Origin of the sequence: Mycobacterium sp. OAS707 (assembly GCF_014873705.1) — a bacterium.
Lineage (GTDB): Bacteria > Actinomycetota > Actinomycetes > Mycobacteriales > Mycobacteriaceae > Mycobacterium.
In genome coordinates this window covers 1081295-1093777 of record NZ_JADBDS010000003.1, presented here as the reverse complement: position 1 = coordinate 1093777, position 12483 = coordinate 1081295, and the positions used below count along the sequence as shown (strand labels likewise).

The 12483-nt window shown below is 63.7% G+C and carries 14 protein-coding genes; 7 read left to right on the top strand and 7 right to left on the bottom strand.

The genetic code is table 11. The features are described 5' to 3' along the window. Positions 1-5: 5 nt before the first annotated feature. The 4 genes from GGC64_RS23595 to GGC64_RS23580 all read right to left on the bottom strand — a co-directional run bounded on the left by GGC64_RS23595 (position 6) and on the right by GGC64_RS23580 (position 3946). Positions 6-605 (bottom strand): carboxymuconolactone decarboxylase family protein, encoded by a 600-nt coding sequence (locus GGC64_RS23595; protein WP_192724913.1) that lies wholly within the window; start codon positions 603-605, stop codon positions 6-8. Positions 606-637: 32 nt separating this feature from the next. Continuing rightward, on the bottom strand, positions 638-1837 hold the full coding sequence (locus GGC64_RS23590) for a S9 family peptidase (RefSeq protein ID WP_192724912.1): 1200 nt from the start codon (positions 1835-1837) through the stop codon (positions 638-640). Between the two features lie 608 nt (positions 1838-2445). Then, positions 2446-3090, bottom strand: a complete 645-nt coding sequence (locus tag GGC64_RS23585) for a TetR/AcrR family transcriptional regulator (RefSeq protein ID WP_192724911.1) — start codon at positions 3088-3090, stop codon at positions 2446-2448. 139 nt (positions 3091-3229) lie between these two features. Then, positions 3230-3946: a hypothetical protein gene (locus GGC64_RS23580; protein WP_192724910.1), complete on the bottom strand. Its 717-nt coding sequence runs from the start codon at positions 3944-3946 to the stop codon at positions 3230-3232. A gap of 173 nt (positions 3947-4119) precedes the next feature. On the opposite strand from GGC64_RS23580, the gene GGC64_RS23575 reads away from it, so the two are divergent. From GGC64_RS23575 to GGC64_RS23555, 5 genes are all read left to right on the top strand, one after another. Continuing rightward, positions 4120-4458 (top strand): hypothetical protein, encoded by a 339-nt coding sequence (locus tag GGC64_RS23575; RefSeq protein WP_192724909.1) that lies wholly within the window; start codon positions 4120-4122, stop codon positions 4456-4458. Between the two features lie 46 nt (positions 4459-4504). Further along, the gene (locus tag GGC64_RS23570; protein ID WP_192724908.1) at positions 4505-5245 is read left to right on the top strand and encodes a DUF899 domain-containing protein; all 741 of its coding nucleotides are present in this window, start codon (positions 4505-4507) and stop codon (positions 5243-5245) included. Further along, the gene (locus tag GGC64_RS23565) at positions 5226-6215 is read left to right on the top strand and encodes a sigma-70 family RNA polymerase sigma factor (protein ID WP_192724907.1); all 990 of its coding nucleotides are present in this window, start codon (positions 5226-5228) and stop codon (positions 6213-6215) included. The genes GGC64_RS23570 and GGC64_RS23565 overlap by 20 nt, the downstream gene beginning before the upstream one ends. Positions 6216-6564: 349 nt before the next feature. Continuing rightward, on the top strand, positions 6565-7722 hold the full coding sequence (locus GGC64_RS23560) for an epoxide hydrolase family protein (RefSeq protein WP_370582305.1): 1158 nt from the start codon (positions 6565-6567) through the stop codon (positions 7720-7722). 78 nt (positions 7723-7800) lie between these two features. After that, the gene (locus GGC64_RS23555) at positions 7801-8043 is read left to right on the top strand and encodes a hypothetical protein (protein ID WP_192724905.1); all 243 of its coding nucleotides are present in this window, start codon (positions 7801-7803) and stop codon (positions 8041-8043) included. Positions 8044-8096: 53 nt separating this feature from the next. On the opposite strand, the gene GGC64_RS23550 is transcribed toward GGC64_RS23555, so the two are convergent. After that, on the bottom strand, positions 8097-8540 hold the full coding sequence (locus GGC64_RS23550) for a nucleoside deaminase (RefSeq protein WP_225952152.1): 444 nt from the start codon (positions 8538-8540) through the stop codon (positions 8097-8099). A 251-nt stretch (positions 8541-8791) separates the two neighbouring features. Between GGC64_RS23550 and GGC64_RS23545 the strand changes: the two genes are divergently transcribed. Next, a complete protein-coding gene (locus GGC64_RS23545; RefSeq protein ID WP_192724903.1) occupies positions 8792-9664 on the top strand; it encodes an SDR family NAD(P)-dependent oxidoreductase in 873 nt (290 codons plus the stop codon). An 8-nt stretch (positions 9665-9672) separates the two neighbouring features. Beyond that, positions 9673-10146, top strand: coding sequence for a MerR family transcriptional regulator (locus tag GGC64_RS23540; protein ID WP_192724902.1), 474 nt, complete (start codon positions 9673-9675; stop codon positions 10144-10146). A 75-nt stretch (positions 10147-10221) separates the two neighbouring features. Here GGC64_RS23540 and GGC64_RS23535 read toward each other — a convergent pair whose 3' ends face one another. Together GGC64_RS23535 and GGC64_RS23530 are read right to left on the bottom strand one after the other, a co-directional pair. Beyond that, the gene (locus GGC64_RS23535) at positions 10222-11475 is read right to left on the bottom strand and encodes a hypothetical protein (protein WP_192724901.1); all 1254 of its coding nucleotides are present in this window, start codon (positions 11473-11475) and stop codon (positions 10222-10224) included. Between the two features lie 92 nt (positions 11476-11567). Continuing rightward, the gene (locus GGC64_RS23530) at positions 11568-12362 is read right to left on the bottom strand and encodes an SDR family oxidoreductase (protein ID WP_192724900.1); all 795 of its coding nucleotides are present in this window, start codon (positions 12360-12362) and stop codon (positions 11568-11570) included. Positions 12363-12483 lie beyond the last annotated feature (121 nt).

Genomic DNA, 12483 nt, shown 5'->3' with positions numbered 1-12483 from the left:
GCCGCTCAGGCCTCAACGGGCTTCGGAATCTGGAAGGCGTTGAGCAGGGCGCAGGTGAGCAGGTAGAGGCCCACCAGATAGACAACGTCGACCAATGTTGCCGACCCGAAGTGCTTTTCGGCCTCTCGATATAGGTCGTCGTCGACCTTGTATTCACGGGTGAGTTGGCTCGCGAACCTGTGCGCCAACAGCTGGCCGGGAGTCAATTCGGGCGGCGTCTCGCCGCGGCAGAGACCCTCGATGGCAGCTTCGGCAAGACCGACCTGCCGCGCGACAGCTGAATGGGCGTACATCTCGTAGGGCGACTTCCAAATCGCCCCGACCGTGAGGATGACCACCTCGTGCGTTTGCTTGTCGAGGGTGGTGTGCTTCGAGTCGGCTTGCATCCATGCCAGGAACCCCGGAGTGATGCCCGTGCTGTACAGATACGGGTTGAACGGACCGATGAGCTTCCCGTCGTCGGTCATTCCTCGGAAGCCGTTGCTGTCGGCCCACTTGATGAGCGTCGAGCGCATCGTCTGGTAGAGGTCTTTTTGGCTGCCGCTCAGCGTCGCGGGATCGATCAGAGGCAATCGCCCACCGAGCGCCGGTTCTGCGTTGGTCATGGTGTCTCCTTCAGGAATGAGATCCGGTGCCGTCAGGCCTTGAGCGTGTCGTCGAGCCAGTTGAAGACCACTTCGTCCTTGTAGGCCAATGCGCCTGACTGGCAATGGTTTTCGGCCCCGTCATCTTCGCTGAAGCTCACGAACGTCTTGGGCGCCTTCAGCGACTCGTAGACGTGCTCTGGCTGACCCCGGAAGAACTGGTCACCGTCGGCCTCCATCACCAAAGTGGGGCAGCTGATTCGTTCGACGACGTCGCTGTCTAGCGACATCTTCTTGCTCTCGACAGTGAGGTCGTAGTAGGACTTCACGCCAAAGCTGAACAACCCCTGGGTGAAGGTCCACCGCACCTGGGTGTTCGCGTCCATCGCCTTGCCCACGAGGTCGTTGTAGGTCGCGGCGTCCTCGTCGTCGAGAGCCTTCTTTGCCGCCGGTGACAAGATGCTCACGATGGCGTCGTAGAAGCTCCAGACGCCGTCGAAGAGGACGACTGCTTTGAATCTCGGCTCGAAGGCAGCTGCCCGGGCGGCGAGGTATCCGCCGAGGCTCATGCCCTTGAGAACCAAGCGATCACCGTCGACGTCGGGGCGCGACAGAACGTAGTCGACTGCCGGGGTGACGACCTTTTCCCAGTCGTATCGGAACGTCAGCTTCTGTTCACGAAGCGGCATGCCTTGGCCCGGACCGTCGAACGTCAGGCAGTTGTAGCCCCGACGGACGGCGGCCGCTGCGGCGAAGTAGTAGAGCTCCTCGAGACTCGAGTCGTAGCCACCGTGGAAGACCAAGGTGGGGCGCGGCTCGTTCGACTCGTCGGGCTTGTAGAAGTATCCGGGCAAAGTCGTTCCCTCGTAGGGGATTTCGACCGGCTCCCAGGTGGGCCCCATCAATTCAGCCGCCTTGGCGTAAGCCTTCTCGGAGGCTTTGGAATCGGCCATGATGCGCGGGTCGTCGGGATTGCCGTGCAGGTAGAACTCCGCCATCCGGAAGTAGGTCGACGCGCGCAGCAGGGCTTCGCGAGCACTGACGCGGTGGCCGGTGGACAGGTAGTCCTTCGCGCGCCCGAGCACGCGCTCGCCGCGGTCGTGCCAGTTCTCATACCAGCTGTCGAAATCACCTTCGGCGATGCTGTCCGCGGTGGCCATGAGCTCGCCGATGTCGGCGCCGCCGTAGTAGACGAAACCCAGATTGCGGACGAGTTCGAAAGCGAACGAATCGTCTTTGAAACCAACTTTCATGGCATTTTCCTTCGAACAAGAGTTGAGGGACGCGGTGAACGATTCTGCGAGGCGAAAAGGCGACTGCACTGCACTGTACAGTCGAGTGCAGGCCGTGGACAAGCGCTACGGGTTCTCCGCTGTACCTTTTCCGGCTGTCCTCAAACGCCTCTTCCGGCTAGCGCTACCTGTATGCGCCGAATGGCCGGTTGGGGTCGGTGAATCGTGGCGAACCGCTCACTGTCGACCGACATCAGCCACGAGCGTGGATGGAGAAGCTTCTGCGGTGAGTGCAGTCATGTTCACGCGTCACCGGGTCTGGCTATGCGATATATAGCGGTGTGGGACAACACGATCAATTTCGGTGCACAAGGCGGGGTTCGTCAGGTGGTGTGCGCGGTCCATTGGGGTCGCACTAAGAACAGCATCACCTGACCGCTTGATGTCGTGCCGCAACCGCAAGCTCAACGCCGCTCGGCGGGAGGGTATCGGTCAACGTGCCCAGCCGTTCGCTGACCGGTTCACTTCTCGCGGCCCCCATCGTTGGAAACGATCGGTCGACCGAGACGGACTGTCATGCACTGCACTGCGCAGTGCAGTGACGCTTACCGGGTCCTTTGTTCCAAATATCAGCGGTGAGGGCGATATCGGGCCAGGAACAGTTTCACCGCTTGACGCACCACGTAGTCGCACCTGTCCTCATCGAGGGCAATCATCGACGTGGCGACCAGCCGCCCCAGCAGTACCTCGCCCAAGATGACGTCAATGAACTGCGCGGTCGCGAGATCGGGATCGTCAACGCGGTACCCCGGCTCCCGGCTGAGCCGCCGCACGTACTCGTTGACCGCACGTCGAGCCGGCTCCCGGCCGTTGAGAAAGAAGCTCTCGGCGAGCTCTGGGAATCGCGGACTCTCCCAGATCACCAGGCGCATCAACGCCACTGCTTCTGGCTGCGCCCAGAAACTGGCAATCGTGCGGCCGATCGAGAACAAGACCTCCTCAGGCGGCCGCACCTGCGAGGTCGCTTCGATGATCGCGTCGAGAGGCATGCGATCCCACATCTGGGCCATCGTGGCGTCGAAAAGCGCCTTCTTGCTACCGAATTGGTTGTACACCGTCCGCCGCGCCACGCCCGACTCCAACGCAATGAGGTCCATGCTGGACTCTTCGTAGCCGTGGGTCAGGAAGACCCGTTCAGCGGTACGCAAGATTGTCTCTCGGGTCGATCTCGCGTCGAGCGGAGGTGTCGGTACACCGGGAACGGCTCGAGACATGCCTCCACGGTACTTCGCGACGGCTACTCAGAGCGTGGAGGCCAACAACAGCCGGCTACCCCGACGCCGGGTCTTGATTCGAGCATCGCCGTGATCAAGACCTGTCCGCCTAGCCTGCGTGATGATGGCCGATATGTGGTCATCCGATGGTGATGGCACCCATGTCGATGGCGACTAGCAGTGGCTCCGGGACGCGCTGGTAGTCACCCTGCCAGGCGTAGCCACGCCGCGTGGTGGGGATGATGATGCCGTCGACGTCACGGTAGTCGCTGGCGTAGAGCATGCCGGTCGCCCCGCCGATCACGTCGATCGTGAAGTCATGGCGGCGTAGCAGTCCGTCGGGGCCGAAGCATGAGATCTGTTTGCGGGTATGACTTTTGACGTATTCGGGGAATGTCGCTTTTAGCCGTCGCCAGGTTTCACCGTCGACCTCGATCGGGGCGATTTCTTCGGTGGCGAACTCGGGCCAGGTGTAGAGGAACGGCGTGTTCAGGTAGGTCCATAGCGCCTCGCCGGTGAAGTAGGCGACGTGCAGATCGTCCCACGGGGTTTCGAGCTGATGGCCCTCAAATGAGTTCTCCGGCTCGTCACGTGCCTCGATGATCGTGCCGTCACTGTGCTCGATAACGACGCGAGAGGGCTCGAACACCGACCGTTTGTCTTGGCCGACGAAGTCCATCGCAAGCAACTGTCGTGTGGTGTCGGCTGTCAGACGCACGTCTTTGAGAACGTCGGGTTTGCCCTTGACGTACCAGAGGGCGCCGGTGATGGAGGCGTCGACGGTGATCGATTTGAGGTGGTGCCATCGGTCCAGGCCCCCATGCGCGGCGACGGCGCTCTCGAGTAGGTCGTTCATTTCTCCTCCTGTGGCTAGTAGCACGTCTCTGCGACATACGGAGGTGGCGTGTGGCTGAAACTCATCGCCCATACCGCGGCCATGGGCCTGAGCAGCCCTCTCGGCATCACCGCGGTGGTTGTGGCCGATGAGTCTGTTAGCCCTCAGGCCTCTGTACGTGTGGGAGGTATGTGATGAACAGAGCCGCTGTAGTGCAGTACTTCACGACCATCGAAGATGCGCAGCGCAACCGCGAGTTGATCGAGGACGTGTTACGCGAACTGGCTGCCCGAGATCCCGGGGGAGTCGACTATCAAGTGTTGATGTTCGATGACGGCGTCGGATTCATGCATGCCGTTGCCTTCGACGGAACCACCGACCCATTCGCGGACTGCGCCGCCTATCGCGAATTCCACCGCGAACTCGCAAAGCGCCTCGCCACACCACCTGTCGTCATGCGTGCGACGTTGATCGGCTCCTACCGCGGCCGTCAGCCCTCGAGGCGGGGCGCTGATCTCACGCCGCGCCGATGAGTTTCGACCACTGGGCTCCTCAGTAATGCTGACGAAAGGAACCGCAATGAAAATCACGAATACTGCGTCGCGCGAGGAGTGGCTGGCGTCGCGCCTGGAGTTGTTGGCCAAGGAAAAGGCCGCGAGCCGCCAGCTAGCCGCACTCGCCGAGCAGCGCCGCGCACTTCCCGCGGTGGCCGTCGACAAGGACTATGTGTTCGACGGCCCCGATGGCAAGGTGTCGCTGATCGACCTGTTCGACGGCCGCAGCCAGTTGATCGTCTACCACTTCATGTGGCTGCACGACATCGAACAGGGTTGTCCGAGTTGCTCATTCGCCGTGGACGACATGCCCGATCCGATCCATCTCAACGAGGGCGCCGACACCACGCTGGCGTTGGTGTCGCGGGCACCCTACGCGCGACTGCGCGAGTTCAAGGACCGCATGGGATGGACCCTGCCGTGGTACTCCTCGCACGGCAGCGACTTCAATTTCGACTTCCACGTCAGCAACGACGAATCGAAGACGCCCATCGAATACAACTACAAAGACAAAGCCACCCTGGTGCGCGAAGGGCTGGAGTACATGGTCCACGACGGCGCCGACGGTCAAGGCATCAGCGTCTTCGTCCAGGACGGCGGCAGGGTGTTTCACACCTATTCGGCCTACGGCGTCGGTGCCGATGTCATGCTGAGCACCTACCGGTTCCTGGATCTGACCCCGTTGGGCCGGCAACGCTACATCAACGAATGGCCGTGGCACGACACCTATGGGGCACCGGAAGGTCATGAGCACCACCACATTTGACGGCGAGGATTTCGCACAACTGGCCGAGCCGTATCGACGCGAGCTGATCGCCTACGGCTACCGCATGCTCGGCTCGATCGACGACGCCGAAGAAGTCGTCCAAGACGTCTACCTGGATGCATGGCGGGCCTACGACCGGTTCGAAGGGCGCTCGTCACTGCGCACCTGGCTGTATCGCATCGCCACCCGGGCTTTCCTGAAGGCACTCGAAGGTCGCAAGCGCCGCCCGCTGCCCTCGGACCTGCATGCGCCGGAAGCCGACCCCGCCGCGCGCATTGTCGCCGGTGACCCGAAGCTGACATGGTTGCAACCGGGCCCGGATTCGCTGCTGGCCGCCACTACGAGCGATCCCGCCACCGTGGTGGCTGCGCGGGAAACCATGCGGCTGGCCTTCATCGCGGCGCTGCAACTTCTTCCTCCCCAGCAGCGCGCGGTGCTGATTCTGCGCGAGGTATTGGCTTGGTCTGCAGCCGAAGTCGCTGCGCTACTCGATCTGAGTGTGGCCGCAGTCAACAGTGCGCTACAGCGGGCCCGTTCGCATCTGCCGGCGGACACCGATTTACTGGTGCAGCCATCTGAACAGCGGGAGCGTGAACTACTCGACCGGTATGTCGCGGCATTCCAAAACGCCGACGTTGACGCACTGCTCGCGGTGTTGACCGAGGACGCACGATACGAAATGCCGCCGTTTCTCACGTGGTTTGAGGGCAGCGCCGCCATCGGCACCTTTCTCGGCCCGCACATGCGTGGCTTCGGCGAAACCCCGGTCATACGCACCACGGCCAACGGACAACCGGCGGTCGCGCTCTACCCGGCGGCACCGGACGGACAGTATCGCCTGCACGCCCTGCACGTACTCACCCTCTCCCCGCACGGCGTCGGGCGCATCGTGGCCTTCATGGACACCGGCATGCTGCGGCGCCTTGACCTGCCCGAGCAACTGCCAACCCAAACACCGTCAAAGCCGTAGGCGCAGCGTTGCGCGCGATCACATCCGACAGAGCCGAGTTTGTGGCGCTATGCATGTCAAGGAACGGCCTCGACCGAGCGCCTTCACCATCAGACTGGACGACGAATCGTCGGCTGCCGCGCTAGAGGGTCAGGCCGCTGACCGGCGGCGTCATCTGCTCGCTTCGTTAGCAGTTCCGGCGCACATGAGCCGGTGAAAAATACTGGCAGACAACGCGCTTCGAGATGCCTTGGCGGGACTGCTCGCTGCTCAGCGACACCGCTGACACGGGGGCGTCAGGCGATGCCGCCCTGAATCGTGGAGCCAGGAAATGAGTTGGCTTACGTTGCACAATCAGAAGATGCCTGAGATTCAACCATTCACGGTGCATGTACCCGACGCGGCGCTGGAAGACCTGCGCAGTCGCCTGCACCGCACTCGCTGGCCCGAGCGCGAGACGGTCGACGACTGGTCGCAGGGTGTGCCGCTAACCTCCATGCGGGCGCTTTGTGCGTACTGGCGTGACGAATACGATTGGCGCCGTTGTGAACGTCGGTTGAACTCACTGCCGCAATTCACAACACGTATCGACGGACTCGACATTCATTTTCTACACGTGCGATCCTCGAACGCCGACGCGACCCCGCTGCTGCTGACGCACGGTTGGCCCGGTTCAATCTTAGAATTCCTGGACGTAATCGACCCCCTCACGGATCCGACGTCGCACGGGGGCACATCCACCGATGCATTTCATCTCGTGATCCCATCGGTTCCCGGATACGGTTTCAGTTCACGCCCGACAACTGCAGGCTGGGGCATAGAGCGAATCGCGACTGCCTGGGCTGAGCTGATGCGCCGACTCGGCTACGACCACTATGGCGCGACCGGCGGCGACTGGGGAACGAGTATCAGCACCATGCTGGCCGTGCAGGCGCCCGATGCGGTACTGGGCATACACCTCACCCCGCCGCTCGTTGCCCCCGACTACGCCAACCGTGACAACTGGACCGCACAGGAACATGAGTCGGCCCAAATGCTCGCGGCAGCAACACAAGCCGGGAGCGGATACACGGCCCAACACTCAACTCGGCCACAGACGCTGGGCTACGCCCTACTCGACTCGCCGGCCGGGCAATGCGCCTGGATCTTTGAGAAGTTCGTCGAATGGTGTGACCACGACGGAGATGTGTTCGCTGTGCTGAGCCGCGACCAGATCCTCGACAACATCAGCCTGTACTGGCTGACCGGTACCGGCGCCTCATCCACCCGGCTGTACTGGGAAAGCTTTGCGACGGTCAACGATTGGTTAACCAGTGCACACACCGACACCGTCGACGCGCCATTAGGAGCGTCAGTCTTCAACGACACCCCACGTCCCTCACGACGCTGGGCAGAGCGGCGCTTCACCGACATCCGGTATTGGAGCGAGCCCGACCGGGGCGGCCACTTCGCCGCTTTCGAACAGCCCGCGCTGTTCGTCGACGAGCTGCGTGCCTCCTTCGCAGCCATCAGGTACGGCGGTGATTAACCGTAACTCGTCAACGGAGCTCTCATCTGCATAAACTCGGTGGCCGGTACCGGCGTTGACTCGGTTAGGCTTCGTGTTATGACTGTCGATCAGGTTGCCATCGTGATCGGTAGCTCGTTTCTGCTGCTGGCGGCGATGACCGCTCTGATGAGGCGCGCGAATCACGCTGAACGCAGGTCCATGGAGCGGCGACGTCAGGAATGGATCGACGCGGGCCGCATTCCCGGAGAAGAGCCGAACTTCTATTCAGGCCCAGGCGATTCGGTGCCCCTCAATCCGCGGCGCCAGTACTCGCGCGGTTACCCCTTTGGGAAGGCTTGACCCTCGACCCGCGCTTGGCTCGTCATTGCCGCCAGTTCCACAGGGCGTCGAGGTCAATGGTCAGCGCGGTTTTCGAATAGTCGTAGACAGGCCTCCGCCAGCACGCCACCCAGCAGCTCAATTGGTTCACCGGAACGTGCGTTCACCTCGCTGGCGGGAATTCGCAGCTCGCGCTGCTGCCCCTGCGTGACGGAATCGACGGCATCCATCGTGCAACCGAACACCACCCGCGACACCCTGGCCAGCCACGCCGACGTGAAACACATCGGACAGGGCTCGACGGTCGTATAGAGCGTGCAACCGCTGAGATCCGGTCCCATCGCGCGGGAAGCAATCCGCACCACATTCACCTCCGCGTGCTGGGTCATGTCGGCTTCCGCGACGACCCGGTCGGTGCTGTCCGCTACAACGTCTCCGTCTGGGCCCACCACCAGGGCGCCGAAGGGCGGCTCACCCTCACGCGTTGCCTTCTCTGCGAGCGCCAACGCGAGCCGCATGTACTCAGCATGCATTGCGTGTTTGCCTGCTGCCCTTCGCATTTGGCATGCTCCGCTCAGACACACCAGGAAGCTGAATTCCGAGCACGGGTGCGCCCCCATCGAGCGCGTACCGCAACGAACCGTCGAGCATAAGCAGGACACCTCCACGGGACACATTAAGAGAGCGGGCGCCGTAGGTGGCTTCTTTGTGACCCACCGCTTTGGTCGAGCTTGCGTTCGAGCGCGCTCGAACTCCTAACGTCACGGCCATGACAACTCAGACGGGATCGCAGACCTGGATCATCACCGGGGCGTCGAAGGGCCTCGGGCGTGCACTAGCCGAGGCTGCCCTTGTCGCGGGCGATCAGGTCGTGGCTGCAGTCCGAAATCCTGACGCCGTGGCCGACCTGAGCACCGCCTTCGGTGACCGCATCACAAGCGTCGAGTTCGATGCCCGAGACACCACCAAAGCCGCCGGCCTCGTCCATGCCGCGGTCGACCGTTACGGCCGGCTCGACGTCCTGGTGAACAACGCGGGACGCGCCATCGTCGGCGCCGCCGAGGAAGTCACCGATGCGCAACTGCGCGACCTGATGGACCTGCACCTGTTCGGTCCCGCCGCCCTCGTCCGTGCCGCATTACCGATCATGCGTGGCCAGGGGCGCGGGACGATCGTACAAATGAGCAGCCAGGGCGGCCGGATGTCCTTCCCCGGCGTCTCGACCTACTCGGCGTCGAAGTTTGCTTTGGAGGGATGGTCAGAGGCCTTGGCCGGCGAGGTCGCGCCGTTCGGGATCCGCGTGATGCTGGTTGAGCCCAGCCGGTTTCGCACCGCGTTCAACACCGTCGACGTGCTCGACTTCACCGCGGTCTCGCCGACCTACCGGGAGATCTTGGCCGACGTGCGCGCCGACATGGCGGGTGCGGACGGAAACCAGGAAGGTGACCCGGCAAAGGCCGCGCAGATCATCGTCTCGTTGACCCGTTCCGATTACGTGCCGCTGCGGCTGCCGCTCGGCGCCGAAGCCGTCGAGCGCCTCACGGCCACCTATCAGCGCGGTTTGGAGGGGGTCAGCCAGTGGGCTGAGGTTGCCCGCAGCGCCGACTTCACCGACGTCCCCGCCTCGGTGCGTCCGATCTAGGATCGGGTATGTCCACCGACGACCTGATGAGCAGGGCGCTCGCCGCACTCGATGAGATCGACGGCCCGATGTCGATCGAGGTCATCCACCGTCTCGCCGACACCAGTGAAGTCCGCGAGCCGATGACCATCGCCGAGGTGGCCGATCTGCTCGACGTCTCCGCTCACACCCTGCGTTACTACGAACGCATCGGCCTGGTCGAGGTGGATCGCGACAGCAGCGGCCACCGCAGCTACCAGCCCGAGGCGGTGCGCCGACTCGTCTTCCTCACCCGGATGCGGTTGTCCGGCATGGCCATCCGCGATCTGCAGCACTACATCACGCTCGTCGACAGCGGTGAGCAGACCGTGCCCGAACGACTCGACATGCTGCTCGAACATCGCGACACCATCCGCCGGCAGATCCGCGAACTCACCCTCTCCCTCGCCGCCACCGAGTACAAAATCGCCACCTACGGCGGCACCACCGGCGACACCTGCTAACCGCCGCGTCAAATCGTGTGGGGTGCAAAGCATTTCGCAGGCGCCGCTCAACGGCAGACGAACACCGACTTCCGTCTAGGCGAACCGGCTGCTGGGAACGGGGCCGGGCGAGCGCGCAGCGTCCCTCGGTCCGGTGAGCCAGTGGCTGCGCACGGCCTCCGCCAGCCCGACGAGCGTCTCGTCCGGATCCCGCGGGACGCCGTCCTCAGCGTTGTCCAAGGATTCCGGTGCGGCACCGACGATCTCGGCGGCGAGTTCCTCGACGCCACGCTCGTCGGGCGGGACGGTCTGCGGCTCGCCGGCCGGGGATGCGCTCAGCCGCTCACCCCACGGCGACGTCGCCATCTGGTGCAGGAACCCGGTGACGTCGCCGCCAACCGCCGGCGGGTCCGTCCAGCAGGACGCATGCTCGAAAAGCACCTGCCCGTCGGCGCGTTCCCGCAGCCCCCCGGTGTCCGTCTCGTTCAGGTCGTAGGCCACCACGAGCGCATCGGGGCGCCCTGGGACAAACGGCTCGGCGGGTAGGCCGAAAAGCCCGGCCGCCGCTAGTCCGAGGATCTGGCTGGAGCGATCTGGCAGCAGACCTACCGACGCCGGCCGCCGGCCCACCGCGGTCAGGATCAAGCCAAGCCGATCAAGGCTCAGCCGACACATCGCGAAGGTGTCGGAGGTAAACGCGAACCGGCCGTTCATGCCGTCATTGAACCCATACGGCGAGATCGTGATCAGCAGGCCACCATTGAGTGCGAAATGCCAGCCCCTCAGGTCCCTGCCGTCCAGGGGGCACACGGCCCGGGCCGCGTGCGCCCGCGCGATCATCCGCGCGATTCGGTCGCGGGCGGGCATCCAGTCACCGTCGGGCACGGGCAGCCGTTGGGCTTCCGCCTCAGCCCGGCCGAGGTCGCCGGCAAGAAGCGCGTTGTAGGCCAACAGATAACGCGCGGGCCACGGATCGAGCGAGTCGACGTGTGGTGCCAAGACCGTGACGGCCTCGGCATGCCGGTTCTCCCGTTCGAGTGCGGACACCAGTTCCATCAGCAACAGCGGCTCGCCCGGCATGATTTCGAGCGCGCGCCGCAACGGCGGAATAGCCAGGAACGGAATGCCGCGCTCGATGCAGGTGTAACCGAACCGGTAAAGCTGCTGCGGTCCCTGCTCATGGGCCATCGCCGCGGCGGCTTCCCGCATGTCATCGATCCCCAACAGTGCCGCCGCGCCTTCCATGAGCCGCGCCACCTCGGCCAGTTCCATGCTGTCGGCGTTCAACCTCAGATGCCGGATCAGGCCGGCGATGTCGCCGCCTTCCAGCAGAACCCACCCGTCACTCATGGGTTGTCAGGCTACCGCCGGCAGGCCCCGAACACGTCGATCAATTGGATCGAGAAGTTGACGAAAGTCGCGCGCCGGCGGGCTAATTGAGGTCATCCGGCTTGGATCTGGCCGCCATCGACGACGAGGTTGCTGGCCGTGATCCACGCTGCCCGGTCGGAGGCGAGGAATGCGATCGCTTCGGCGATGTCGGCCCCTTCGCCGTTTCGGCCCAGCGGGATCGGGGTGCCACCGGCCTCAGGGGTGTCGGCGCCTCCGGCGTCGATGAGCGCTTGTCTTACCGCGTCGGCACCCGGCGAGGTGACGTTCCCGGGTGTCACCGTGTTGACCCGCACTCCGCGAGGCCCAGCCTCTGCGGCGAGACCCGTGGTGTACGTGGACAAGGCCGCCTTGGCGGTGGCGTAGTGCAACATCGCCGAGGGTGGGCTCAGCGTCACGGCCGAGGACACGTTGATGATCGAGCCGGTGCCACGCTCGTATAGCGCGGGCAGCAGCGCGGCGCTGAGCCGGACGGCGGCCAGGAAGTTGATGTTGAGATCTTTGACCCATTCGGCGTCATCGATGTCGAGGACGCCCAACGGATGCGGCGTCGATGCGCCGGCATTGTTGACGATGAAGTCGACGTCGCCGAGTATCTCCCGCGCTCGTCGGGCCAATTCGTTGGCACCGTCAAGCGTTGCGACGTCGGCAACCACGTACTCGACGCCTGGAGGCAGCGAATCCGGTTGCGAGCGGCCGGAGGTGACGACGCGGGCGCCCCCTTTGACGAACCGAGCCACGGTGGCCGCGCCGATGCCCCTACTGCCGCCGGTGATCACGGCAGTCTTGCCGACGAGGTCGAGAACGGGCGTGGTGGGCACTTGTGGAGCCACGATGGGCGTAGTCATGCGACATCTCCTTCGAGTTTGACGGCATTCTGTTTCGTGCAGCACTAGAACAATGGCGGGTTATTGACTGCATAGTACACAACGCCGACTCCTGCAAGGACGCAGTTATGTACCGCAGTGT